Genomic DNA, 25,755 nt, shown 5'->3' on the forward strand with positions numbered 1-25,755 from the left:
CGCATGAGTTATTATAACAGAAAAGCGCGGAATGTCAACCACAAATTTTCGACTCAGGTCGATTTTTTTATTTTCCCGTTCAGCGGCGATCTCTGCCGCAGCTCCAGCGCGAGAACGACCGTCAGGATCACGAGCGCGGCGATGAGTGCGAGCGCGCCGTCGGCCATCGGCAGCAGATAGCGCATGCGCAGATAGGCGTGATAGCCGAGCAGGGAGGCAAACTCGCACAGCACTGCAGGCAGCACCAGCTGCGGCCACGCGGCCGCCAGCGCGAGCGTGAGCGCATCTGCGGCGAAGAAATACCGGTCGTGCATATGCGGCAGGAAAAACGGGATCGCGACCGCGAGCAGCGCCGCCGCCAGCACGAGCGCCCGGTCGGAGCAATCGTCCCGGTGCAGCCAGAACCAGACGGCCAGCAGCACGATCACGAGTACGGCTGCGCCAATGCCGAGCTTTGCGGCGATCTCGGGGTCGCGCACCTCCGTAAAGAGCGCAAAGACGGACGAGGAGTTATAGTTGAGCCCGGTGCCGATGCTGCCCGTCTGCTGAAACGGGATGGTCAGCGCATCCCACAGTCCGCGTCCGGCGATGACGGCCGGCAGCACCATGACCACGCACGTAGCGGGGAAGGCCAGCGCGTGCCGCAGCTTGACGCGCCGCGTGAGCCAGAAGAGCAGGAACACCGGCATAACGAACACGGCCTGCAGTTTGAAGGCGAACGATGCGCCGATGCTCACCACGCCGAGCACGGGATGCCCGGCCAGCACGAGATAGACGCTCAGCACGGCGAGGGCGGCATACACACTGTCGCACTGGCCCCAGAGCGCGCTGTTGAGCATGACCGTCGGCCAGAAGAGCACGAGGAAGAACGCCGCAAGCTTCCACACAGTCTCACGCCGGAACAGCCCCACGAGCTGCATGACCGACCACGCGAGCACGACGTCAAAAAAGATGCTGAACAGTTTTATAAGGTACAGATCGGGCAGGGAACTGCCGCTGATGAGCGCCAGAAACGTCAGGTACGGTACATTATAATTGCCAACGGACTCCCGCAGTGCGGCGAGCCCGCCGTGCGTGCGGAAAAAGTTGACCCACACGGTCAGAAACTGCGTGTAGTCGCTCGTCTCATAATTCAGGCACAGCCCACGCAGCACGAACGCCGCCGCCAGCAGCAGCACCGCGCACAGGACGTGCGCCGGTTTTCGGAGCACGCCGGCGCTCCACAGCAGCACCAGCGCGAGCCCGGCCTCGGCAGCCAGCAGCAGACAGATTCGGATATCCATGGTCATCCCTCCGAAGATACAAAAAAGCGGCAGGGCGACGCGCTCCTGCCGGCGAAAAATTCACAAATTCGTGCTTGACAACCTATGCGTTGAAATGGTAAAATATCACGCTATGTGTCTTTGGGAGCGAGAGAGACTACTCCCGCAACCTACAAGCACATTTTACCGGATACGCTGCGAAAATGCAACAGGTCAAAAAAGTATTTCACAACCCTACCGGGTGTTCGCAATCTCAAAAGAAGGAGTGTTCGCCATGCCAAAGGCAGTCACCTATGGAAAAACCGAACGAATGAGCTTTGCCCGTCACGAGGAGATCCAGAGCATGCCGAATCTTCTGGAGATCCAGAAGAATTCGTACAAGTGGTTCCTCGAAGAGGGCCTGCGTGATGTGTTCAAGGATGTGGACGTCATCACCGACTACTCCGGCAACCTCGAGCTGCGCTTCGTGGACTATTCCATGGACGAGAACCCGAAGTACACCGAGGAAGAGTGCAAAGCGCGCGACGCCACGTATGCGGCCCCACTGAAGGTCAGCGTCCGCCTGCGCAACAAGGAGACCGAGGAGATCAAGGAACAGGAGATCTTCATGGGCGATTTCCCGATCATGACGCCCAGCGGCACCTTCGTTATCAACGGTGCGGAGCGCGTCATCGTCTCGCAGATCGTGCGTTCCCCCGGCGTGTACTATGATAAGAAGACCGACAAGGCCTACAACTCCACCTACGGCACGACCGTCATCCCGTACCACGGTGCCTGGCTCGAGTACGAGACCGACCTCAACGACATTTTCAACTGCCGCATTGATAAAAACCGCAAGCTGCCCGTGACCTGGTTCATCAAGGCCATGGGCGCCTACAAGGCGGACAACCCGAACACCTGGCTGTCTTGTATCCCGGATATGACGACCGGCGTCGTCACGAACGAGCAGATCAAGGAAGTGTTCGACAATGACGCGCGCATCGTCGCCACGCTCGACAAGGACACCTGCAACTCCCGCGAGGAGGCGCTCGTCGAGATCTACCGCAAGCTCCGCCCGGGCGATCCCCCGACGGTCGAGAGCTCGGAGACGCTGCTCGAGGGCCTGTTCTATGACCGCCGCCGCTACGACATTTCGAACGTCGGCCGCTATAAGTTCAACAAGAAGCTCGGCCTGCGCGGCCGTATCGCCGGCTTTGCGCTGGCAGCACCGGTCGCCGACCCGATGACCGGTGAGATCATTGCTGAGGCGGGCGAGGTGCTCACGCGCGAGCGCGCCGAGGAGATCGCCGAGGCCGGCGTCAATGACGTCTATCTGGACGTGGACGGCAAGTCCATCCGCGTGTTCGGCAACGGCATGGTCGACATGAAGCACTATGTGGACTTTGATCCCGCCGAGCTCGGCGTCAAGGAGCTCGTGCGCGGCGTGATCCTGCGCCAGCTCATGGAGCAGTACGAGGGCGACGCGCTCAAGGAAGCCATCGAGGAAAACCTCGACCTGCTCATTCCGAAGCACATCATCGCGGACGATATGTTCGCGTCCATCAACTATCTGTGCTGCCTGGCGCACGGCATCGGTGAGCCGGACGACATCGACCATCTCGGCAACCGCCGCGTGCGCAGCGTGGGCGAGCTGCTGCAAAACCAGTTCCGCATCGGCTTCAGCCGCATGGAGCGCGTGATCCGCGAGCGCATGACGCTGCAGGATCTCGACGCCGTGACCCCGCAGTCGCTCATCAATATCCGCCCCGTGACGGCCTCCATCAAGGAGTTTTTCGGCAGCAGCCCGCTGTCCCAGTTCATGGACCAGACCAATCCGCTGGCAGAGCTGACGCACAAGCGCCGTATCTCCGCCCTCGGCCCCGGCGGCCTGTCGCGTGAGCGCGCGAGCTTCGATGTCCGTGACGTGCACTACAGCCACTACGGCCGTATGTGCCCGATCGAGACGCCTGAAGGCCCGAACATCGGCCTGATCAGCTACCTCGCGTCCTATGCCCGCGTGAACGAGTACGGCTTCCTCGTGACGCCGTTCCGCCGCGTGGAGAAGGGCACCTGCCGCGTGACCGACGACGTCGAGTACATGACGGCGGACGTTGAGGACCGCTACATCGTCGCGCAGGCGAGCGAGCCGGTCGACGAAAACGGCTGCCTCATCAACGAGCGTATCACCTGCCGCCACCGCGACGAGATCGTCGAGGTCGACCGTGACCGCGTCGACTATATCGACATTTCCCCGCGCATGATGGTCTCCATCGCAACGGCCATGATCCCGTTCCTGGAAAACGACGACGCGAACCGTGCCCTCATGGGCGCGAACATGCAGCGTCAGGCCGTGCCGCTGATGGTCACGGAGGCACCGATCGTCGCCACCGGCATCGAGCACAAGCTGTGCGTGGACTCCGGCGTGGTCATCCTCGCCGAGGACGACGGCGTGGTGCTGGCCGTCTCGGCCGACAGCGTCAAGGTGCGCTACGACAGCGGCGAGATCAAGGACTACAAGCTCATCAAGTTTGCCCGCTCCAACCAGGGCACGTGCATCAACCAGCGCCCGATCGTTGCGGTCGGCGACCGCCTGAACAAGGGCGACGTCATCGCCGACGGCCCGGCCACCTCGCAGGGCGAGATCGCGCTCGGCAAGAACCTGCTGGTCGGCTTCATGACCTGGGAAGGCTACAACTACGAGGACGCCGTTCTCATCAACGAGCGTCTGGTCATGGAGGACGTTTACACCTCCATTCATATTGAAGAGTTCGAGTGCGACGCGCGCGACACGAAGCTCGGCCCCGAGGAGATCACCCGTGATATCCCCGGCGTCGGCGACGATGCGCTCAAGTATCTCGACGACCGCGGCATCATCTGCGTCGGCGCAGAGGTGCGCAGCGGTGATATTCTGGTCGGCAAGGTCACGCCGAAGGGCGAGACCGATCTGACCGCCGAGGAGCGCCTGCTGCGCGCCATCTTCGGCGAAAAGGCGAGAGAGGTCCGCGACACTTCCCTCAAAGTCCCGCACGGCGAGGCCGGCATTGTGGTCGATGTCAAGCGCTTCACCCGCGAGAACGGCGACGAGATGTCTCCCGGCGTCAACGAGGTCGTGCGCGTCTACATCGCGCAGAAGCGTAAGATCTCCGTCGGCGACAAGATGGCCGGCCGCCACGGCAACAAGGGCGTCGTGTCCCGCATCCTCCCGCGCGAGGATATGCCGTACCTGCCGGACGGCACGCCGCTCGATATCGTCCTCAACCCGCTGGGCGTGCCTTCCCGTATGAACATCGGTCAGATGCTCGAGGTGCATCTGGGCTACGCCGCGCAGGCGCTCGGCTGGAAGGTCGCAACGCCGGTCTTCAACGGCGCAAACGAGGTCACCATCCGCGAGACGCTCAACAAGGCCGGCCTGCGTGAGGACGGCAAGAGCGTGTTGTACGACGGCCGCACCGGCCAGAAGTTTGATAACGACGTCACGGTCGGCTGGGTCTACTTCCTCAAGCTCCACCACCTCGTCGATGATAAGATCCACGCCCGCAGCACCGGCCCCTACAGCCTCGTCACGCAGCAGCCGCTCGGCGGCAAGGCGCAGTTCGGCGGCCAGCGCTTCGGCGAAATGGAAGTCTGGGCGCTCGAGGCCTACGGCGCGGCTTACACCCTGCAGGAGATCCTGACGGTGAAGTCCGACGACGTGACCGGCCGTGTGCGCACGTACGAAGCCATCGTCAAGGGCGAGAACATCCCGCAGCCGGGCGTGCCGGAGTCGTTCAAGGTGCTCATCAAGGAGCTGCAGTCCCTGTGCCTGGATGTGCGCATCCTCGACGAGAACGGCGACGAGATCGAGCTCAAGGACGACGAGGACGATTACATCCCGGGTATGCGCGATGAGATGTCCTACAAGTCCGACGATGATGAGATCACCGGCAGCGGCTTCACGATTGAGGACGTACCGGTCGAGGAAGATGACAGTCTCAGCGCGTTCGGCGATGCCGGCGACGATGACTACACGGACGATTCTGATAAGGAGGAGGAATAAAACATGAGCTACACCCCGTTTGATGCAATTCAGATCGGCATTGCCTCCCCTGAAATGATCCTTTCCTGGTCCTCCGGCGAAGTGAAAAAGCCCGAGACCATCAACTACCGCACACTCAAGCCCGAGCGTGACGGCCTGTTCTGCGAGCGCATTTTCGGACCCACGAAGGACTGGGAGTGCCACTGCGGCAAGTATAAGAAGATCCGCTACAAGGGTAAGATCTGCGACCGCTGCGGCGTCGAAGTCACGCGCGCAAAGGTTCGCCGCGAGCGCATGGGCCATATCGAGCTGGCCGCGCCCGTGAGCCACATCTGGTACTTCAAGGGCATCCCGTCGCGCATGGGCCTGATCCTGGATCTGACCCCGCGCGTGCTGGAAAAGGTGCTGTATTTCGGTGCGTATATCGTCACCGACCCCGGCATGACGCCGCTGCAGCGCTGCCAGATCCTGTCCGAAAAAGAGTACCGCGACATGCGCGAGAAGTATGAGGACGATTTCGAGGCCGGCATGGGCGCCGAGGCCATCAAGAAGCTCCTGCAGCAGATCGACTGCGCCAAGCTCTCCGAGCAGCTGCGCGCCGAGCTCGAGGAGGCCAGCGGCCAGAAGAAGGCGAAGATCGTCAAGCGCCTGGAGGTCGTCGAGGCATTCCACCGCAGCGGCAACCGTCCGGAGTGGATGATCATTGACATTCTGCCGGTCATCCCGCCCGAGCTTCGCCCCATGGTCCAGCTCGACGGCGGCCGTTTTGCCACGTCCGACCTCAACGACCTGTATCGCCGCGTCATCAACCGCAACAACCGCCTCAAGCGCCTCATGCAGCTCAACGCGCCGGACATCATCGTCCGCAACGAGAAGCGCATGCTGCAGGAAGCTGTTGACGCCCTGATCGACAACGGCCGCCGCGGCCGTGCCGTCACCGGCGCCAACTCCCGCGCGCTCAAGTCCCTGTCGGATATGCTCAAGGGCAAGCAAGGCCGCTTCCGTCAGAACCTGCTCGGCAAGCGTGTCGACTACTCCGGCCGAAGCGTTATCGTCGTCGGCCCGGATCTGAAGCTCTATCAGTGCGGCGTGCCGAAGGAAATGGCCATCGAGCTCTTCCGCCCGTTCGTTATGAAAAAGCTCGTCGAGGACGGTGTTGCCAACAACATCAAGTCCGCCAAGAAGATGGTCGACAAACAGCGCACCGAGGTCTGGGACGCGCTCGAGGTCGTCATCAAGGATCATCCGGTCATGCTCAACCGCGCACCGACGCTCCACCGCCTGGGCATTCAGGCGTTCGAGCCCGTGCTGGTCGAGGGCCGTGCGCTCAAGCTGCACCCCCTGTGCTGCACCGCGTTTAACGCCGACTTCGACGGCGACCAGATGGCTATCCACGTCCCGCTGTCCGCGGAGGCACAGGCCGAGGCGCGCATCCTCATGCTCTCGGCAAACAACCTCCTCCGCCCGCAGGACGGCCACCCCGTCACCGTGCCGACGCAGGATATGATCCTCGGCGCATACTACCTGACCTACGTTCGCCTCGGCAAGGCCGAGAAGGGCGCCGAGCAGGTGTTCGTGACCGATGCCGGCGATACCGATCTGCCGGTCAATGAGATCGTCGACGCGGACGACTTTGTCGCCGCGCACAAGAAGGCCGAGGCTGAGGGCAGCAAGCTCCCGAGCTATAAGCCGCTCAAGGTCTACCGCGACCCGAATGAAGCTATCATGGCCTATAACTACGGCGATGTCGGCCTGCATGCGCCGATCCTGGTGCGCGTGGCGCGCGAGGTCAACGGCGAGACGCTGCACCGCACGATCGAGACGACCGTCGGCCGCATCATCTACAACGAGCCCATCCCGCAGGATCTCGGCTACGTCGACCGCACCGACCCCGAGCACATGTTCGACCTCGAGGTCAGCTTCAAGGTCGGTAAGAAGCAGCTCGGCAAGATCATCGACCGCTGCATCGAGAAGCACGGCTTCACCGTTGCGACCGAAGTGCTCGATAACGTCAAGGCGCTCGGCTACAAGTATTCCACCATCGGCGCCATCACGATCTCCATCGCGGACATGACCGTCCCGGAGGAGAAGAAAACGCTCATCTCCGCCACGGAGAAGAAGGTCATTGCGATCGAGAAGAAGTACAAGCGCGGCTTCATCACCGAGGACGAGCGCTACCGTCTGGCCGTGTCCGAGTGGGAAAAGACCACGAAGGACGTCACGGCGGCCCTGCAGAACTGCCTCGATGAGTTCAACCCCATCTATATGATGGCGGACTCCGGCGCCCGTGGTTCCATGGCGCAGATCCGTCAGCTCGCCGGTATGCGCGGCCTGATCGCAAACACCGCCGGCAAGACCATCGAGATCCCGATCAAGGCCAACTACCGTGAGGGCCTGTCCGTCCTCGAGTACTTCATCTCGTCCCGAGGCGCCCGTAAGGGCCTGGCCGATACCGCACTGCGTACTGCCGACTCCGGTTATCTGACCCGTCGTTTGGTCGATGTCTCGCAGGAAGTCATCATCCGCGAGGATGACTGCGGTACGACCGACGGCATCATGGCCCGCGCCGTGTTCGACAAGGGACAGGAAGTCCAGAGCCTCGGCGAGAGCATCCACGGCCGCTACCCGGCCGAGCCCGTCGTGTCGCCCAAGACCGGCGAGGTGCTGTTCGATACCGACCATATGCTCATGCCCGACGATGCCAAGACGCTCGAAGAGCACGGCATCGAGGAAGTCAAGATCCGCAGCGTCATGACCTGTGAGGCGCGCAACGGCGTCTGCGCCAAGTGCTACGGCATCAACCTGGCCATCGGCCAGCCGGTCAACATCGGCGAGGCGGTCGGCGTTATCGCCGCCCAGTCCATCGGCGAGCCGGGCACGCAGCTGACCATGCGTACGTTCCACACCGGCGGCGTTGCCGGCGACGATATCACGCAGGGCCTTCCGCGTGTTGAAGAGCTGTTCGAGGCGCGCAAGCCGAAGAAGATGGCCACCCTCGCCGAGATCCCCGGCGTCGTCAGCATCGAGGAGACGAAGAAGACCTCCATCTATGCGGTCACGGTCACGAACCCGGTCGACGGCGAGACCGTCACGTACAACCTGCCGTACTCCGCCGGCATTCTGGTCGCCAACGGCGACACGGTCACGAAGGGCCAGCCGCTTTCGAACGGCGCGTACAGCCCGCACGACGTGCTGCGTATCTGCGGCGTCGATGCCTGCCGGCAGTATATCATTCAGGAAGTCCAGAAGGTCTACCGTCAGCAGGGCGTTGACATCAACGATAAGCACATCGAGATCATCGTCCGCCAGATGATGCGCAAGGTCCGTATCGACGATTCCGGCAGCACGAACCTGCTGTCCGGCGCCATTGTGGATCTGCATGAGTTCCGCGCGGCCAACCGCGCGATCGCCGAGCGCATCGCGGCAGGGGAGACCGAGCTCACGCCCGCGACGGCTGAGCATGTCCTTATGGGCATCACGAAGGCGTCGCTCGCCACGGAGAGCTTCCTGTCGGCCGCGTCCTTCCAGGAAACCACGAAGGTGCTGACCGATGCCGCCATCAAGGGCAAGATCGACCACCTCGTCGGCCTGAAGGAGAACGTCATCATCGGCAAGCTCATTCCCGCCGGAAGCGGCCTTGCCTGCTACCGCAACTTCGAGACGAATGAGGAGCCGGCAGTCCCCGCGGAGCCGGAGGACGACGGCGTGGATCTGTCCGATCTCGCCAACATCTCCAACGCGCTTTAAACGACCAAATACCAACCGTTTCACCGGGATATGCCTGCATATCCCGGTGAAATTTTCGCTTCCGTCTTGAATAAAAATGCTTGACGAATCTTGTGCAATATGCTAAAATCCTATTTTGCGTGGGCGTGCGCCCACCGATTTGTCATGCCTGTGTAAAAAGCACAAAAATGGCCGGGATTTCCTGAAAATTTTCCGGCAGAATCACGGTTTATCCGATGCTGTTTTTTGGCATCGTATAAATAGATCCATTTTCGAGGAAAGGAGGAAAACCATGCCTACTTTTAACCAGTTGGTGAGAAAGGGCAGAGAGAAAGTCACCTACAAGTCCACGTCTCCCGCCATGCAGAAGGGCCTCAACACCCTGAAGAACCGCGAGACCAATCTGAGCGCACCTCAGAAGAGAGGCGTCTGCACTGCCGTGCGTACCTCTACCCCCAAGAAGCCGAACTCCGCGCTTCGTAAGATCGCCCGTGTGCGTCTGACCAACGGCTACGAGGTAACCGCCTACATCCCGGGCATCGGTCACAACCTGCAGGAGCATAGCGTCGTTATGATCCGCGGCGGCCGTGTTAAGGATCTTCCTGGCGTTCGTTACCACATCATCCGCGGCACGCTCGATACGCAGGGCGTTTCCGGACGTATGCAGGCCCGTTCCAAGTACGGTGCCAAGCGGCCGAAGGCAGGAAAGAAGTAAGTTCCAACAGCAAATTTTGCCCTGTTGTTAACTGATATATATGTATTCGTTAACCTCGGGGCGCAGACGGAGATGCACCGCATCTTCGAGTACCTGTGAAGTCATTTTTTAATGAAGGAGGGAAGTATAGTGCCCAGAAGAGGTAACGTTCCCAAAAGAGAAATTTTGCCGGATCCGATGTACAACAGCGTTCTGGTGACCAAGCTCATCAACAGCGTGATGCTCGACGGCAAAAAGGGTGTTGCTCAGAAGGTCGTGTACGATGCTTTTGACATCATCAAGGAAAAGACCGGCAAGGAACCGCTCGATGCGTTTACCGAAGCCATGAATAACATCATGCCGAGCCTCGAAGTCAAGGCCCGCCGCGTCGGCGGTGCGACCTACCAGGTTCCTATGGAAGTGCGTCCTGAGAGACGCCAGACGCTCGGCCTGCGCTGGCTGACCGGCTATGCCCGCAAGCGCAGCGAAAAGACCATGAAGGAGCGCCTCGCAGGCGAGATCATGGATGCCTGCAACAACACCGGCGCTGCTGTGAAGAAGCGCGAAGACACGCACAAGATGGCCGAGTCCAACAAGGCGTTCGCACACTTCCGCTGGTAATCTTCCGACTAGGAGCTATCAATTATGCCCAGACAATATTCCCTTGAAAACACAAGAAACATTGGCATCATGGCGCACATCGACGCCGGTAAGACGACCACGACGGAACGCATTCTGTTCTACACGGGCGTCAACCACAAGCTCGGTGAGACCCATGAAGGCACCGCCACCATGGACTGGATGGCGCAGGAGCAGGAGCGCGGCATCACGATCACGAGCGCTGCGACCACTTGCTTCTGGAAGGGCAACCGCATCAATATCATCGACACCCCGGGCCACGTCGACTTCACCGTTGAGGTCGAGCGCAGCCTGCGCGTGCTTGATGGCTGCGTGACGGTCCTTTGTGCCAAGGGCGGCGTTGAGCCGCAGTCCGAGACGGTCTGGAGACAGGCTGACCATTACAATGTTCCCCGCATGATCTACATCAACAAGATGGATATCATGGGCGCAAATTTCTACAACGTTGTCGACATGGTGCACGAGCGCCTGCGCTGCAACGCTGTTCCGATTCAGCTGCCGATCGGCTCCGAGGCGGACTTCCGCGGCATCATCGACCTGCTCGAGATGAAGGCGGACGTCTACTACGACGATCTTGGCAAGGATATGCGCGTCGAGGAGATCCCCGAGGACATGCGCGCCGAGGCCGAAGAGTACCGCACGCAGCTCCTTGAGGCCGTCGCCGATTTCGACGACGAGATCATGGAGATGTATCTGGAAGGTGAGGAAATCCCCACCGAAATGATCAAGGCGGCCATCCGCAAGGCCACGACGCAGGTCAAGTTCGTCCCGATCGTGTGCGGCACGTCCTATAAGAACAAGGGCGTGCAGAAGCTGCTGGACGCCATCGTCGATTATATGCCGTCCCCGCTGGACATCCCGCCGATCACCGGCACGGTGCCCAAGACGGATGAGGTCGAGCACCGCTCCGCGGACGATTCCGAGCCGTTCTCTGCTCTGGCCTTCAAGATCATGACCGACCCCTACGTCGGCCGTCTGGCGTTCTTCCGTGTCTATTCCGGCACGATCGAAGCCGGCAAATCCGTCCTGAACTCCACCAAGGGCCAGCGCGAGCGTCTGGGCCGCATCCTTTTGATGCACGCCAACCACCGCGAGGATATCACGCAGGTCTATTCCGGTGATATTGCGGCGGCGGTCGGTCTCAAGAATACGACGACCGGCGACACGCTCTGCGACGAAAAGTACCCGATCGTGCTCGAGTCGATGGAGTTCCCGGAACCGGTCATCCGCGTAGCAATCGAGCCCAAGACCAAGGCCGGGCAGGAGAAGATGGACATCGCCCTCGGCAAGCTTGCCGAGGAAGACCCCACCTTCAAGGCCTACACGGACGAGGAAACGGGCCAGACCATCATCGCCGGCATGGGCGAGCTCCATCTGGAGATCATCGTCGATCGCCTTCTGCGTGAGTTCCGCGTCGAGGCGAATGTCGGCAGACCTCAGGTCTCTTACAAGGAGACCATCACCAAGGCCGCTACGGTGGACACGCGCTACGCGCGCCAGACCGGCGGCAAAGGCCAGTTTGCACACGTCAAGCTCATGGTGGAACCCAACGAGCCCGGCAAGGGTTACGAGTTCATCAACCAGATCACCGGCGGTGCGATCCCGAAAGAGTTTATCCCCTGTGTGGATCAGGGCATCCAGGGCGCGATGCAGGCCGGCGTGCTTGCGGGCTACGAGGTCGTGGACGTGAAAGTCACGCTGCTCGACGGCTCGTATCACGAGGTCGACTCGTCCGAGATGGCGTTTAAGATCTGCGGCAGCATGGCATTCAAGGAGGCCTGCCAGAAGGCCGGCCCGACGCTCCTCGAGCCCATTATGAAGGTCGTCGTTACGGCGCCGGAAAGCTATATGGGCGACGTCATGGGCGATATCAATGCCCGCCGCGGCCAGATCGCCGGCACGGACATCCGCAACGGTGCGGCGATCGTCACGGCGAACGTGCCCCTGGCATCCATGTTCGGCTATGCGACCGACCTGCGCAGCAAAACGCAGGGCCGCGCGACCTACAGCATGGAGCCCAGCCACTTCGTAGAGCTGCCGAAGTCTCTTCAGGAGAAGATCATCCACGGCAGCAACTGACCTGCGCAACCGGCACAATGTGCCTTATAAGAAAGTAAGTCACAACATTATTTTAGAATTAGGAGGATATTCTAATGGCAAAGCAGATGTACAATAGAACCAAGCCCCATGTCAATATCGGCACCATCGGCCATATCGACCACGGCAAGACCACCCTGACCGCTGCGATCACCAAGGTTCTGTCCCTGGCTGACCCGAACAGCGCCGAGTTCGCTGCCTACGACCAGATCGATAAGGCTCCGGAAGAAAAAGCGCGTGGCATCACGATCAACACCGCTCACGTTGAGTACCAGACCGACGACCGCATCGGCCTTGACGGCACCGAGATCAAGGGCCGCCACTATGCGCACGTCGACTGCCCGGGCCACGCCGACTATATCAAGAACATGATCACCGGCGCTGCTCAGATGGACGGCGCGATCCTCGTTATCGCTGCTTCCGACGGCCCGATGGCTCAGACCCGTGAGCACCTGCTGCTTGCCCGTCAGGTCAACGTTCCGTACGTTCTGGTGTTCCTGAACAAGGTCGACCAGGTCGACGATCCCGAGCTGCTTGAGCTCGTCGAGATGGAAGTCCGTGAGCTGCTCGACAAGTACGACTTCCCGGGCGACGACACCCCGATCATCAAGGGCTCCGCTCTGAACGCTCTGATCTCCGAGTCCACCGATCCGAAGGCCCCCGAGTACAAGTGCATCTGGGAGCTCATGGACGCTGTTGACACCTGGATCAAGACTCCGGACCGTGCTGCTGACAAGCCGTTCCTGATGCCCATCGAGGACGTGTTCACCATCTCCGGCCGCGGCACCGTCGTTACCGGCCGTGTCGAGCGTGGCATCGTCAAGGTTGGCGATAAGGTCGAGATCGTCGGCATCAAGGACACCCAGGAGACCACCGTCACCGGCACCGAGATGTTCCACAAGACCCTCGAGTTCGCCGAGGCTGGCGACAACGTCGGCTGCCTGCTCCGCGGCATCGACAAGAAGGGCGTTGAGCGTGGCCAGGTCCTCGCTGCTCCGAAGTCCATCCACCCGCACACCAAGTTCAAGGGCCAGGTTTACGTTCTGTCCAAGGAAGAGGGCGGCCGTCACACCCCGTTCTTCAACAACTACCGTCCCCAGTTCTACTTCCGTACCACCGACGTGACCGGCGTCATCAGCCTCCCCGAGGGTGTTGAGATGTGCATGCCCGGCGATAACGTCGACATGGACGTCGAGCTGATCACCCCGATCGCGATCGAGGTTGGCCTGCGTTTCGCTATCCGTGAAGGCGGCCGTACCGTTGGTTCCGGTGTTGTCATCGCCATCAACGAGTAATTTTCAGCATGCAAAATTCCTCTCCGGCATCTGCCGGAGAGGAATTTTTTTGTTTTTCGACAAAATTGTTTCAAGCACGAAACTTTAATTACTTTTCAAATGCTTTTTTAAGAATTGCGGCCTATATTTCGTGGTTAAAAAAGGCTTCTTGCTTCGCGCCGATGGGATGCGGACACCTGTGTCCGACATTTTGCCGGCACCTTTTCCATGTATGTTTGCTTGGAACTTAAAGGAGGCAAAATTCCATGAAAAAATGCGCAAGACATTGAGCCTGATACTGGCCCTGGCGCTGGCATTCAGTCTCGCTGCTGTCCCGGCTTTCGCGGCAGACACCACGGAGGCGGAGACCAGCACATCCGACACGGCCTATGGCCAGCTGCACAACGGCCTGCTCAGTGAGATCCTGAGCCGGATCGACATCGCCAATGACGATAACTTCATTCACGGCATTGTCGGCGTAAATATTAAGGATCTGGTCGACCACATTGGCAGCGACAGCAATTTCGTCCACGGCATCGTGAACGTGGACGTGGGCGATCTGTTCAAGGACATCGCCAGCAACAATAACTACATGCACGGCATCATCACCATCACCGGCAACACGGTGAACATCAACTTCGGTCAGGTCATCGGCGACATTGCCGCCGGCGGCGCGATCAGCGAGGCCGCCCAGCAGGCGCTTGCCGAGATCCTGAAAGCCTTTGGTATGACGCAGACCGGCATCAATGCCATCCTGACGGGCTTTGCCGGCAGCATCCTCACAAACGATCAGATCGCGCAGCTGCTGTCTCAGCTCATTTCTTCGGCGAATATGAACCTGAAGAACATTGTGACGATCATCTGTGCGCTCGACAACAGCCGCACCATCACGCTCCAGCAGGCGATGGCGCTGCTGGAAAAGTACATTTCCCAGATAGGCAACAACAGCGGCAGCGGCAACAACAGTGACAGTGGCAACAACAGCGGCAGCGGCACCGGCACGGAGCCGACGCAGTCGGCCGGCCTGCTGGATACGACCAACCACAACGCCTATGCTTCCGGCCGCACCGCGACCACCTTTGTGCCCAACGGCACGCTCACGCGCGCCGAGGCGGCCAAGCTGCTCTATGAGCTCATGACCGCACAGGCGCACAAGCAGTATGACCGCAGCGACAATGGCTTCAGCGATGTTCCGGCCGGCAAGTGGTACGCGGTCGCGGTCAGCACGCTGGCCAATGCCGGCGCCATCAAGGGCTACAGCAACGGCACGTTCCAGCCGGGCAAGCCCATCAACCGCGCGGAATTTGTGACCATTCTGACCGGGATCTACGGTGTGAACACGTCCAAGGGCATGCCGTTTGCCGATGTAGGCAGCGCATGGTGTCATGATGCGGTCGCTACGGCCTATGCCAACGGCTGGGTCGGCGGCTATGCGGATGGCACGTTCCACCCGAACCAGACCATCACGCGCGCCGAGGCGGTGACTATCCTCAACCGCGTGCTTGGCCGCAGCTGCGACCTGACGTTCGTGCAGGCCAATGCGCAGGCAGCGTCGCACTTTACCGACGTCACGCCCGGCGCATGGTACTACGCCGCAGTTACCGAGGCCTCGGTCGGCCACACCTTTACGGAGCTGACCGGCATTGAGCGCTGGACGGCGCTCGCCTGAGCCCCAAGGCATCTGCCTGAACCCGAACGAAACCAAAACTCCCGGCACATTCCTGCCGGGAGTTTTTTTGCCCATTCATCGCAGACCGTGCATGAAGCCGTCCATCGCCGTCGCGTGGATGTCGCCGCCGATGACGCGGTTGCGGTAGACGAACAGCTGCGCGAGCACAGTGTCCGTCGAGCCCTCGTAGTTCGTCACGCGGTAGGTATAGGCTGTGCACGTCTCGCCGGCGTAAGTGGACAGGTCAAATCCCTGCTGCTTTTGCAGGGCGTTGTAATCGCTGAATACACCGCTGAACACACGCGGGATCACGATCTCCTGCGCCGTTTCCGTCGCGGGATCCGCCTCCCAGCCGAGCGCCTGCAGATAGGCAATGCGCCCGTCCGTCGTCGTGACGTTGTAGTGCGCCGAGAGCACGCCGCCGTTGCTGCGCCAGATGACGGCCAGCGCCAGCAGCACGGCCAGACCGATGAGCGCATACACGACCGTCCGTCTTGTCCAGTGAAAGGATTTGAGCTTCATAACCACACCTCGTAACAAGCCTATTCAAATTTGCCGCCGGATATGTTATAATACGTCCAATGGCCGTAAAGGAGGGGCGCGCATGATCCGTCTGGACAAATATCTGGCCGATACCGGCGCTGCTTCCCGGCGCGAGGCCAAGGCGTATATCCGCCGCGGCGAGGTTACGGTCGATGGTGTGCCCGCCCGCGCGCCGGAGCAGAAGATCGCGGAGACCGCTGTCGTCTGCCTGCGCGGACAGGTCCTGCGCTATCAGGCATATCATTACTATATGCTCCATAAACCCGCCGGCGTCCTCACCGCGACGGCCGACCGCAGTCAGCCGACGGTGCTCGATCTGTTCCCGCCGGAGCTGCGGCGCTTCGGGCTCGTGCCCGCCGGGCGGCTCGATAAGGACACGACCGGCCTGCTGCTCGTTACGGACGACGGGGACTATGTCCACCGTGTCATCACGCCGAAAAAGCACGTGCCGAAGGTCTACTTCGCGCGCACGGATGGACAGCCCACGAGCGCGGATGTGGACCGTTTTGCACAGGGCGTTGTCCTCGGCGACGGGACGCAGTGCCTGCCCGCCCGGCTGGAGCTGCTGCCGGAGCAGGGTGGCTGCCGCGTCACGGTCTATGAAGGGAAATATCATATGGTCAAGCGGATGCTGGCCGGCTGCGGGACGCCCGTTTTGCAGCTGCACCGGCTGTCGATCGGGGCGCTGACGCTCGATCCCGCGCTGTCACCGGGCGCTTACCGGGAATTGCAGCCCGCTGAGGCGATGCTCGTTTTCTCGCTTCCAGCTTCGTGATAATTTACAAAAGTTCGGGAAATTATCCGACTATCTCACGAAATTTCGAAAATTATTCACAAAAAACGACCATTTTTCTATTGAAAAATGCACATAAATCGTCTATTATGTAAAGTAGGAAATTGGTAGGTGCTGTGGGAGACTGCGGCGGCCGTTCGTAGGAGGAAAAGATATGTCGAGCAGAATTTTTCAGGGCGTGATCGTTCAGATGAAAGATGCCACCACGCGCTGCATTGGTGTTGTGGACGAGCAGGGGTTTGTCATTGCCTGCAGTGAGCTTTCGATGATCGGCTCGCGCCTGGATGACTTTCAGGCCGCGGTGGGTGAAGTGCAGGAGCAGCTGTTTGCAACGGACGCACGCACGTATAAGATTCTGTCTGCCAGCACGGCGCGTTTTGAGTATGCCGTGTTTGTCGAGGGCAATGACCAGACGGCGCGCAGCATCTGCATTCTCGCGGCCGTCGGCATGACGGAGGCCAGCACGAACTTTGAGGAAAAGCACAATAAGGCCGCCTTCGTTAAGAACATCATTTCGGACAACATTCTCCCCGGCGACGTGTATGTGCGCGCCAAGGAGCTGCATTTTACCACCGACGTGCCGCGCGCTGTGCTGCTGGTGCGTCAGGTGAACGTGACGGATATCGCCGTGCTCGAGCTGATCCAGAACATGTTCCCGGACCGGCAGCATGATTTTGTGCTCAGCGTGAGCGAGTCGGACATTGTCGTCATCAAGGAAATGACGCCGGACGAGACCTCGGAGGATGTTTGCGCGCTGGCCGAGAGCATTGAGCGCGCCGTGCACACGGAGCTGCACGTGCAGACGGTCATCGGCATCGGCACGACGGCCAACCACCTGCGCGAGCTGGCCGACCGCTATAAGGAGGCGCAGGTCGCCATCGAGGTCGGCAAGGTGTTTGAAAACGAGAAGCCGGTCATTCACTATGACAACCTCGGCATCGGCCGCATCATTTATCAGCTGCCGACGACGCTGTGCGAGATGTTCCTGTCCGAAGCGTTCAAGAAAAACCCCATCGAGGCGCTCGATGAGGACACGCTCGACACGATCAATCGCTTCTTTGAGAACAATCTCAACGTTTCGGAGACGGCGCGCAAGCTCTACGTCCATCGAAACACTTTGGTATACCGGTTGGAGAAAGTCAAGAAGATCACGGGCCTGGATCTGCGCGAGTTTGAGGATGCAATCCTCTTCAAGGTCGCGGTCATGGTAAAGCAATACCTCGATTCTCAGAACACTGCCAAGTTCTGAGACCTACCCGGGCGGGCGTAAGCCCAACATATTGGAGGACATCTTATGGTTCAAATGAACGATGTGAAGATGGTCTACGGGAACACGGAGGCTGCGGCCCTCAATGGGATCAGTTTTACGATCAACGAGGGCGAGTTTGTGTTTCTGGTCGGGCCGTCCGGCTCCGGCAAGACGACGATCATCAAACTGATCACCGGCGAGCTGAGCCCCACATCCGGACAGATCACGGTCAACGGCTTTGACATGCAGGGCATCAAGCGCCGCAAGCTGCCGAAGCTGCGCCGGACACTGGGCGTCATTTTTCAGGATTTTCGCCTGATCGACAAAATGACGGTGTATGAAAACGTTGCGTTTGCCATGCGCGTGGTGGGAGCTTCCAACAAGGAGATCCGCCGCCGCGTGCCGCAGGTGCTCGAGCTGGTCGGCCTGGCCGACCGGGAAAAGCGCTTTCCGGCGGAGCTTTCCGGCGGTGAGCAGCAGCGCGTGGCCATCGCCCGCGCGCTCGTGAACAATCCGCGCATGATCATTGCGGACGAGCCGACCGGCAACCTCGACCCGGTGCGCAGTCTGGAGCTGATGCTGCTGCTGGAGAAGATCAACGAGCTCGGCACCACGGTCCTCGTGGTGACGCACGAAAAGGAACTGGTCGACGCTTTTTCCAAGCGCGTCATCTCTATCGACGCCGGAAGAGTCATCAGTGACGGATTGGACGGGTACTACGGATATGAAGCTGAATAGATTCAACTACCTGATGACGCAGGGCGTGAAAAACATCTTCACGCACGGTTTCATGTCCTTCGCGTCGATCACGATCATCATCGCGTGCCTGCTCATCATGGGCAGCTTTTCGCTGCTGACGCTCAACATCGACGCGAACATCGACCGCCTGCAAAATCAGAACGAGGTCATTGCCTACGTCGATGAGACGCTCTCGGAGGACGAGGCCCGGGCCATCGAGCCCCAGGTCGCCGCGGTGCCGAATGTCGCCACGGTCGAATTCGTCACGCGCGAGCAGGCCATGCAGACGTTCGAGGCCGAGTATGACTCCGACCTCTTTGACAACATTGACGCCTCGGTCTTTCGTCATCGCTACGTCGTGACGCTCGACGATCTGTCGCTCATGAAGGACACGCAGGCCGCGCTCAAGAATGTCGACGGCATCGCCGATGTGACCGCGCACCTGGATTACGCGGAAAACTTTATTACGTTCCGGAACATTGTGAGCGTTGTCTCCGTCGTTTTGATCGTGATCCTCATCGCGGTGTCCCTGTTTATTATGACCAACACCATCAAGCTGGCCACGTTCGGCCGGCGTGAAGAGATCGCCATCATGAAGATGGTCGGTGCGACGAATGGCTTCATCCGTCTGCCGTTTGTGGTCGAGGGCCTTGTGCTCGGCCTGGTCGGCGGTCTGGTCGCGTTCCTGCTCCAGTGGGGACTTTACAGCCTGATCGTCAGCAAGATCATGTCCACCATGGCGGCCGGTATCATCACGGTGCTCCCGTTTGCATCCGTGGCGCTGCCGCTGCTGCTGGTGTTCCTTGGCGTGGGTGTGCTCGTCGGCGTGTTCGGCGGCCTCACGGCCATTCGCAACTATCTGAAAGTTTAAGGAGGAAATCAAATGAAGATGAACCGCAAAGTCGTTCGATCCGTCATTTGTGTGCTGCTTGCGTTGATTTTTATCGTTTCGCTCATGACGGCGCTGATCCCGATCAATGCCAGCGCGGCGTCGCAGTCGGAGATCAACCAGCTCACGCAGCAGCGTAAGGAACTGCAGGCCAAGCAGAAGGAGCAGCAGAAAACCATCAACAATCTCCGCTCCAAGAAGGCCAGTGTGGTCGATCAGAAGGCCGCGCTGGATCAGGAAAACGATCTGGCGCAGCAGGAGATCGAGGTCGTCAAACAGCAGATCACGGCCTATGACCAGCAGATCGAGGACAAGGGCGTTGAGCTCGAGGAAGCCAAGCAGGAAGAAGAGGCGCAGACGGTGCGCTTCCGCGGCTGCGTGCGCCATCTTGAGGAGTACGGCCAGATGTCCTACATCGCCATTCTGCTCGAGGCGACCAGTCTGTCCGACCTCCTTGCCCGTATGGACATGGTCGGCGAGGTCATTGCATATAATAAACAGGTGCAGGCCGACATGACGGCCGCCCGTGAAAAGGTCGAGACCGTCAAGGCGGAGCTTGAGGATGCCCGTACCGAGCTGCAGGATAAGCAGTCCGAGCTGGAGACCAAGCAGGTCGAGCTGCAGCAGAAGGTGTCCGAGGCCAACGCGCTGCTCGCCAGCCTGGAGTCGGATATCAACGCTTATAAGAGCGTCTACGATCAGTACGAGCAGCAGCAGCAGAACGTGCAGTCGCAGATCGATAAGCAGGTCGAGGATCTGCGCCGCCAGGAAGAGGCGAACAAGAAAAACGACCCCAGCTATGATGCGGGCAAGGACAACGGCGCCACCGGCTCCATGATGTGGCCGTGCCCGTCCTGCCATACGATCACGTCGGAGTTCGGCTGGCGCTACCACCCGATCTATCACACGCAGAAGTATCACTCCGGTGTGGACATCGGCGCGAGCTATGGCGCGAGCATCGTTGCGGCCGACGGCGGCACGGTCATCACGGCCGGCGCTGTGTCCGGTTACGGCAACTGTGTCGTCATCAACCATGGCAACGGCATCACCACGCTCTATGGCCACATGAGTTCCATCGCGGTCTCCTCCGGCCAGAAGGTCTCCAAGGGCCAGACGATCGGTTATGTCGGCTCGACCGGCAACTCCACCGGCCCGCATCTGCACTGGGAGGTCACGGTCAACGGCGTGCGCCAGAACCCGCTCAACTATGCGCGCTGATCGGACATATTTTGACTGAATGAAACTGCCGGGCAGCCGGAAAATGGCTGCCCGGCTCATCTGCTGCATTGGGGCTGCCCGATGCAGGCGGCAAATGGACCCGGAGGGATAGCATGGACGAACACAAGCCACAGGAACAGGCATCGGAAAAAGTGCCCGCCCGCAGAAAAAGCGGCAGAATGCACGGCTGGAGGGCGAGTATCCTTGCCTGTGTGATCTGTATTCTGGTGACTGCGCTGGTCACGTCGATGATCTTCGTCGGCAAGTTCGGCGGCAGCAGCAACTATAAGCTCGCGCTGAAGTTTGCGCAGGTCAAGCAGGTCGTGGATAAAGACTATATCGGCGACGCGGACGACACGGCGATCAGCGACGCATCATCGAGCGCGATCATCAGCGCCATCGGCGATAAGTGGAGCTATTACATGACGGCCGAGGAATACAAGGCCTATCAGATGTACTCCAACAATGAGTACGCCGGCATCGGCGTGACCATCCAGCTCGACGACAAGACGAAGGGCTTTCGCATCACAGCCGTGACGAGCGACTCGCCCGCGGCGAAGGCCGGCCTCCAGCAGGGGGACATCATCACGGCGATCGACGGTGAGGACGTCACGGGCAAGACGCTCTCGGACGTGCAGAGCACCATCCGCGCCAAGCTCAACAAGACGCTCAAGCTCACCATTCAGGACTCCGCCGGCAAGAGCCAGACCGTCACGCTCGACTGTACGGTCATTTACACCGATCCCGTGACGTATAAGCTCATGGATAACGGCGTCGGCTATGTCCAGATCCGCAACTTTGAGACCGGCGGCGGCAGCCGTGCCGTGCAGGCAGTCGATAAGCTGCTGGACCTCGGCGCAAAGTCGCTGGTGTTCGACCTGCGCGATAACCCCGGCGGCCTGCTCTCGGAGCTCATCACGATCCTGGATCACCTGCTGCCGCAGGGCGACCTGTTCGTGAGCGTCGACGGCAACGGAAAAGAGACCGTCACGCAGAGCGACAGCGTCTGCGTCAAAGTGCCGATGGCGGTCATCGTCAACGGCAACACCTACAGTGCGGCGGAGTTTTTCGCGGCCGCGCTGCAGGAGTATGACTGGGCGACCATCGTCGGCCAGAACACGACCGGCAAGGGCCGCAGCCAGACGACCATCGCGCTTCCGGACGGCAGCGCCGTGCACATCTCGAGCCGGAAGTATCTCACGCCCAACCGCGTGGACCTGTCCGAGCAGGGCGGCCTTGTGCCGGATGTCGTCGTGGCCCCGGCCGCGGACAGCGATGTCGATGCGCAGCTTGAGGCAGCGATCGCTGCGCTGCGCTGAATCAACGGAGATATACTGAAATTTCAATGATATAAGGAGACGGATTATGGCGATCGACAGCAGATATAAGATGAGTCAGGAGCGTTTGGACACGCTCAAGGAAGAACTGCATTACCTCGAGACGACCCGCGAGAAAGAAGTCGCGGAGCTCATCAAGGAGGCGCGCTCGTTCGGCGACCTGTCGGAGAACAGCGAGTATGACGAGGCCAAGACGGAGCAGGGCAAGCTCTACTCCCGCATTGCCGAGATCACGGACCTGATCGAGAACGCCGAGGTCGTGGAGAAGGTCGAGGTCGCGGCGGACGTCGTGACCATCGGCAGCCACGTGCGCGTGCTCGACGTCGACGAGGACGTGGAAGAGGAGTACACCATCGTCGGCTCGCAGGAGGCCAACCCCATGGAGGGCTGCATTTCGGACGACAGCCCGTTCGGCTTCGCACTCAAGGGCCACAAGGTCGGCGAGACCGTCACGGTAACAGCCCCGGTCGGCGAGCTGCAGTTTAAGATCATTGCCGTCGAAAACGAAGACTGAGGAGTCCATCATGAACGAAGAGAGAAAGAACCAGCAGGCGGCGGCAGAGCCGTCCCTGTCCGAGATCCTTCAGGTGCGCCGCGACAAGCTCAAGGCGCTGCAGGACGCCGGGCGCGACCCCTTTGTGCAGACGCGCTTTGAGCGCAGCGCCTATTCGGCGGATATCAAGAACGATTTTGACGCCTATGACGGCAAAACGCTGCAGGCTGCCGGCCGCATCATGTCCAAGCGCGGCATGGGCAAGGCCATCTTCTGCGACATTCAGGACGACCGCGGCCAGATCCAGCTCTACGTCCGCAAGGACGCCGTCACCGAGCAGGAGTTTGCCGATTTCCGCAAGTATGACATTGGCGACATCATCGGCGTGCGCGGCTATGCGTTCAAGACCAAGACAGGGGAGATCTCCATCCACGTGCAGCAGGTCACGCTGCTCAGCAAGTCCCTGCGCCCGCTGCCGGAGAAGTTCCATGGCATGACGAACACGGAGCTGCGCTACCGCCAGCGCTATGTGGATCTCATCATGAACCCTGAGAGCAAGCGCAATTTCCAGATCCGCAGCCGGTTCGTGGCCTATCTGCGCCGCTATTTGGACGGCCTGGGCTTCATGGAGGTCGAGACCCCCGTGCTCAGCCCCATCGCCGGCGGCGCGACGGCGCGCCCGTTCATCACGCACCACAACACGCTTGACATTGATATGTATATGCGCATTGCGACCGAGCTGCACCTCAAGCGCCTGATCGTCGGCGGCATTGAGCGCGTGTATGAGGTCGGCCGCATCTTCCGCAACGAGGGCATGGACACCAAGCACAATCCGGAGTTCACGACCTGTGAGCTCTATCAGGCCTATACCAACCTCGACGGCATGATGGACATCCTCGAGGGCATCCTCTCCGGCGCGGCCAAGGAGATTCTCGGCACGTATCAGCTCCAGTGGCTGGGCCACGATGTGGACCTCACGCCGAGCTGGCGCCGCGTGACCATGGCCGACGCTGTCAAGGACGTCACGGGGGCGGACTTCATGGCCATCCTCGGCGACGCGGACGCGGCAGTCGCCCTCGCCAAGAGCGTGGGCGTGGACATGGAAAACGTCGCCCACACGTGGGGCAACGCGCTCTATGAGACGTTCGACCAGAAGGTCGAGTCCACGCTCATCCAGCCGACATTCATCACCATGTACCCCGTGGAGGTCAGCCCGCTGGCCAAGCGCAGCCCCGAGCAGCCCGCGCTCACCGAGCGCTATGAGATGTTCATCTGCGGCTGCGAGATGGGCAACGCCTTCTCTGAGCTCAACGACCCCATCGACCAGTATCAGCGCTTCAAAGCACAGGCCGAAAAGCGCGCCCACGGCGATGAAGAGGCCAACATGATGGACGAGGACTTCGTCATGGCGCTCGAATACGGTATGCCGCCCACCGGCGGCTTGGGCTTCGGCATTGACCGCTGCGCCATGCTGCTGTGCGGCGCAAGCTCCATCCGCGATGTGATCCTGTTCCCGACCATGAAGCCGCTGGACGCGGACAAGAAGCCGGAAACGGCCGAGGCCAAGCCCGCCGAGACCGTGCCCGCAGCGCCAGCAGCGGAGGAGAAGATCGACTTCTCCAACGTGCAGATTGAGCCGCTGTTTGCGGATTTCGTGGACTTTGACACGTTCAGCAAGTCCGATTTCCGTGCCGTGAAGGTCAAGTCGTGCGAGGCCGTGAAGAAGTCGAAGAAGCTGCTCAAGTTCACGCTCGATGACGGCACGGGTACGGATCGCGTGATTCTCTCCGGCATACATGCCTATTACGAGCCGGAAGCGCTCGTGGGCAAGACCTGCATCGCCATCACGAACCTCCCGCCGCGGCCCATGATGGGCATCGACTCCTGCGGCATGCTGATCTCTGCCGTGCATCACGAAAACGGCGAGGAAAAGCTGCATTTGCTGATGGTTGATCCGCACATCCCGGCCGGCGCAAAGCTGTACTAAAATCCATATGCAAAAGCCCTTTGCGTGCGCATGATCTGCACGCAAAGGGCTTTTTCGATTTCGGGGCTGCGCGCGTTACTGCGCGGGCTGGAAATTCGTCTGATAGATCTTCTCGGCGATCTTTTTCGGCGCGAAGTCCACGATGACGACGCCGTAGGCCGTTCCGGCCTGCCAGTCATAATCGTAGAGGTCGAGGTTGATGTGCTTGGCGTATTCCTTCGGGTGGCCCACTTTTCCGCTGCCGCTCGTGGACGTGAAGTTCAGGAAAAACGTGTCCTCCGCCGCCTTACTGTTGCCCAGACAGGTGTGGATGGCGTCGATTTTGTCATCGGTGTCATAGTTGTAGCGATCCTGCACGCACAGCGTCTCGCGGCCGTTGATCACGGAGTTCGCGGTGGGGTCAGACAAAACGGTGCGGTCGCCCTGATCCGCCCAGCCGAAGTACAGGCCGCAGCGCTCGAAGCCGACCGGAAGCTTGTCGTCAAACCGCGTGGCGAGGACGATCTTCCCGCGCACTTCGCCCAGCGTCGGGATCTCGTTTTTCAGATACCAGCGCTCCGGATCCTTGTCGATCGTCTCATACAGGACCTTCTGAATCTCCGCGACATCGTCCTTGCTGTTTTCCGCCTTCATGCACAGGATGACCGTCTCGGTGGGGTGGGCGTCCAGAAACGCGGAAACGTCGCGCAGCACGTCATCGAGTGTGAGCGTTCCGGCAAACGGGGAGTTGGAGGTCTTGCAGCGCGCGATGCTGTGCTTGAGCACCAGCGTCTGCTGGTCGTGCTTCTGTTCGAGCACCAGACGCATGTCCAGATAGCGGTAGCCGTAGATCAGCTGCGTGGCAACGCTCGCGTCCTGACATTGAAAAATGTAGCGCATATCCACATACTGCGTGCAGCTGTCGTGCGTACCGGGGATCGACATATTGCTGAGCTTTGTCTCGTCCGGCACGGTTTCCATCCAGTCGGTGCTGGAGATGTTCGCTGCCATGGCCGGCGGCGCGGTGATCCCGGAAAAGACGGAAAGCACCATGCAGACGAGCAGCGCGCAGAGCCAGAAGCGGTGTTTGGTGGCCTTCATAAAGTATTCTCCTCATCATTTTCCTGCCGCACGAGCATACCGTGCGGCGGTCGTGTGCCGCCAGTATAGCACA

17 protein-coding genes and 1 pseudogene are annotated in these 25,755 nt (G+C 60.3%); 15 read left to right on the forward strand and 3 right to left on the reverse strand.

Translation table 11 applies throughout. The features are described 5' to 3' along the window. Positions 1-53 precede the first annotated feature (53 nt). The gene (locus OGM61_05810) at positions 54-1,283 is read right to left on the reverse strand and encodes a glycosyltransferase 87 family protein (protein UYI83386.1); all 1,230 of its coding nucleotides are present in this window, start codon (positions 1,281-1,283) and stop codon (positions 54-56) included. A gap of 253 nt (positions 1,284-1,536) precedes the next feature. Here OGM61_05810 and OGM61_05815 point away from each other — a divergent pair, with 253 nt between their 5' ends. The 7 genes from OGM61_05815 to OGM61_05845 all read left to right on the forward strand — a co-directional run bounded on the left by OGM61_05815 (position 1,537) and on the right by OGM61_05845 (position 15,355). Then, positions 1,537-5,277: a DNA-directed RNA polymerase subunit beta gene (locus OGM61_05815; GenBank protein UYI83387.1), complete on the forward strand. Its 3,741-nt coding sequence runs from the start codon at positions 1,537-1,539 to the stop codon at positions 5,275-5,277. A 3-nt stretch (positions 5,278-5,280) separates the two neighbouring features. Then, positions 5,281-9,003: a DNA-directed RNA polymerase subunit beta' gene (rpoC, locus tag OGM61_05820; protein UYI83388.1), complete on the forward strand. Its 3,723-nt coding sequence runs from the start codon at positions 5,281-5,283 to the stop codon at positions 9,001-9,003. A 271-nt stretch (positions 9,004-9,274) separates the two neighbouring features. Then, positions 9,275-9,697 (forward strand): 30S ribosomal protein S12, encoded by a 423-nt coding sequence (gene rpsL, locus OGM61_05825; protein UYI83389.1) that lies wholly within the window; start codon positions 9,275-9,277, stop codon positions 9,695-9,697. A gap of 129 nt (positions 9,698-9,826) precedes the next feature. Beyond that, entirely contained in the window at positions 9,827-10,297 is a 471-nt protein-coding gene (gene rpsG, locus OGM61_05830) for a 30S ribosomal protein S7 (protein ID UYI83390.1), read from the forward strand. 24 nt (positions 10,298-10,321) lie between these two features. Further along, the gene (gene fusA, locus OGM61_05835) at positions 10,322-12,394 is read left to right on the forward strand and encodes an elongation factor G (protein ID UYI83391.1); all 2,073 of its coding nucleotides are present in this window, start codon (positions 10,322-10,324) and stop codon (positions 12,392-12,394) included. Positions 12,395-12,468: 74 nt separating this feature from the next. Continuing rightward, on the forward strand, positions 12,469-13,707 hold the full coding sequence (gene tuf, locus OGM61_05840; GenBank protein UYI83392.1) for an elongation factor Tu: 1,239 nt from the start codon (positions 12,469-12,471) through the stop codon (positions 13,705-13,707). Positions 13,708-13,960: 253 nt separating this feature from the next. Further along, positions 13,961-15,355, forward strand: coding sequence for an S-layer homology domain-containing protein (locus OGM61_05845; protein ID UYI83393.1), 1,395 nt, complete (start codon positions 13,961-13,963; stop codon positions 15,353-15,355). 75 nt (positions 15,356-15,430) lie between these two features. Here OGM61_05845 and OGM61_05850 read toward each other — a convergent pair whose 3' ends face one another. Beyond that, positions 15,431-15,877: a DUF4830 domain-containing protein gene (locus tag OGM61_05850; protein UYI83394.1), complete on the reverse strand. Its 447-nt coding sequence runs from the start codon at positions 15,875-15,877 to the stop codon at positions 15,431-15,433. 82 nt (positions 15,878-15,959) lie between these two features. Here OGM61_05850 and OGM61_05855 point away from each other — a divergent pair, with 82 nt between their 5' ends. The 8 genes and pseudogenes from OGM61_05855 (at position 15,960) to lysS (ending at position 24,602) form a co-directional block, all read left to right on the forward strand. Then, positions 15,960-16,673, forward strand: a complete 714-nt coding sequence (locus tag OGM61_05855) for an rRNA pseudouridine synthase (GenBank protein UYI83395.1) — start codon at positions 15,960-15,962, stop codon at positions 16,671-16,673. A 172-nt stretch (positions 16,674-16,845) separates the two neighbouring features. Further along, complete coding sequence (locus OGM61_05860) at positions 16,846-17,940, forward strand: helix-turn-helix domain-containing protein (GenBank protein UYI83396.1); 1,095 nt, start codon at positions 16,846-16,848, stop codon at positions 17,938-17,940. Positions 17,941-17,985: 45 nt separating this feature from the next. Then, positions 17,986-18,678 carry a cell division ATP-binding protein FtsE gene (ftsE, locus tag OGM61_05865; GenBank protein ID UYI83397.1) on the forward strand — a complete coding sequence of 231 codons (693 nt, stop codon included), beginning with the start codon at positions 17,986-17,988 and terminating at the stop codon, positions 18,676-18,678. Then, positions 18,665-19,549, forward strand: coding sequence for a permease-like cell division protein FtsX (ftsX, locus tag OGM61_05870; protein ID UYI83398.1), 885 nt, complete (start codon positions 18,665-18,667; stop codon positions 19,547-19,549). The genes ftsE and ftsX overlap by 14 nt, the downstream gene beginning before the upstream one ends. Before the next feature lie 837 nt (positions 19,550-20,386). After that, positions 20,387-20,785: pseudogene (locus OGM61_05875) on the forward strand (M23 family metallopeptidase). Positions 20,786-20,898: 113 nt separating this feature from the next. After that, a complete protein-coding gene (locus OGM61_05880; GenBank protein ID UYI83399.1) occupies positions 20,899-22,104 on the forward strand; it encodes a S41 family peptidase in 1,206 nt (401 codons plus the stop codon). Between the two features lie 52 nt (positions 22,105-22,156). Beyond that, positions 22,157-22,636 (forward strand): transcription elongation factor GreA, encoded by a 480-nt coding sequence (greA, locus tag OGM61_05885; protein UYI85566.1) that lies wholly within the window; start codon positions 22,157-22,159, stop codon positions 22,634-22,636. 10 nt (positions 22,637-22,646) lie between these two features. Further along, positions 22,647-24,602: a lysine--tRNA ligase gene (lysS, locus tag OGM61_05890; protein UYI83400.1), complete on the forward strand. Its 1,956-nt coding sequence runs from the start codon at positions 22,647-22,649 to the stop codon at positions 24,600-24,602. A gap of 75 nt (positions 24,603-24,677) precedes the next feature. Here lysS and OGM61_05895 read toward each other — a convergent pair whose 3' ends face one another. Further along, the gene (locus OGM61_05895; GenBank protein UYI83401.1) at positions 24,678-25,682 is read right to left on the reverse strand and encodes a phosphatidylinositol-specific phospholipase C; all 1,005 of its coding nucleotides are present in this window, start codon (positions 25,680-25,682) and stop codon (positions 24,678-24,680) included. Positions 25,683-25,755 lie beyond the last annotated feature (73 nt).

This window comes from Clostridiales bacterium, assembly GCA_025757645.1.
GTDB lineage: Bacteria > Bacillota > Clostridia > Oscillospirales > Oscillospiraceae > CAG-103.

Excerpts from the sequence above, each read along its gene's own strand:
- OGM61_05810 (UYI83386.1), bottom strand. The coding sequence starts at position 1,283 with ATGGATATCCGAATCTGTCTGCTGCTGGCTGCCGAGGCCGGGCTCGCG.
- OGM61_05860 (UYI83396.1), top strand. The coding sequence starts at position 16,846 with ATGTCGAGCAGAATTTTTCAGGGCGTGATCGTTCAGATGAAAGATGCC.
- fusA (UYI83391.1), top strand. The coding sequence starts at position 10,322 with ATGCCCAGACAATATTCCCTTGAAAACACAAGAAACATTGGCATCATG.
- tuf (UYI83392.1), top strand. The coding sequence starts at position 12,469 with ATGGCAAAGCAGATGTACAATAGAACCAAGCCCCATGTCAATATCGGC.
- rpoC (UYI83388.1), top strand. The coding sequence starts at position 5,281 with ATGAGCTACACCCCGTTTGATGCAATTCAGATCGGCATTGCCTCCCCT.
- OGM61_05880 (UYI83399.1), top strand. The coding sequence starts at position 20,899 with ATGGACGAACACAAGCCACAGGAACAGGCATCGGAAAAAGTGCCCGCC.
- ftsE (UYI83397.1), top strand. The coding sequence starts at position 17,986 with ATGGTTCAAATGAACGATGTGAAGATGGTCTACGGGAACACGGAGGCT.
- rpsL (UYI83389.1), top strand. The coding sequence starts at position 9,275 with ATGCCTACTTTTAACCAGTTGGTGAGAAAGGGCAGAGAGAAAGTCACC.
- OGM61_05855 (UYI83395.1), top strand. The coding sequence starts at position 15,960 with ATGATCCGTCTGGACAAATATCTGGCCGATACCGGCGCTGCTTCCCGG.
- OGM61_05895 (UYI83401.1), bottom strand. The coding sequence starts at position 25,682 with ATGAAGGCCACCAAACACCGCTTCTGGCTCTGCGCGCTGCTCGTCTGC.
- OGM61_05850 (UYI83394.1), bottom strand. The coding sequence starts at position 15,877 with ATGAAGCTCAAATCCTTTCACTGGACAAGACGGACGGTCGTGTATGCG.
- lysS (UYI83400.1), top strand. The coding sequence starts at position 22,647 with ATGAACGAAGAGAGAAAGAACCAGCAGGCGGCGGCAGAGCCGTCCCTG.
- OGM61_05815 (UYI83387.1), top strand. The coding sequence starts at position 1,537 with ATGCCAAAGGCAGTCACCTATGGAAAAACCGAACGAATGAGCTTTGCC.
- ftsX (UYI83398.1), top strand. The coding sequence starts at position 18,665 with ATGAAGCTGAATAGATTCAACTACCTGATGACGCAGGGCGTGAAAAAC.
- OGM61_05845 (UYI83393.1), top strand. The coding sequence starts at position 13,961 with ATGCGCAAGACATTGAGCCTGATACTGGCCCTGGCGCTGGCATTCAGT.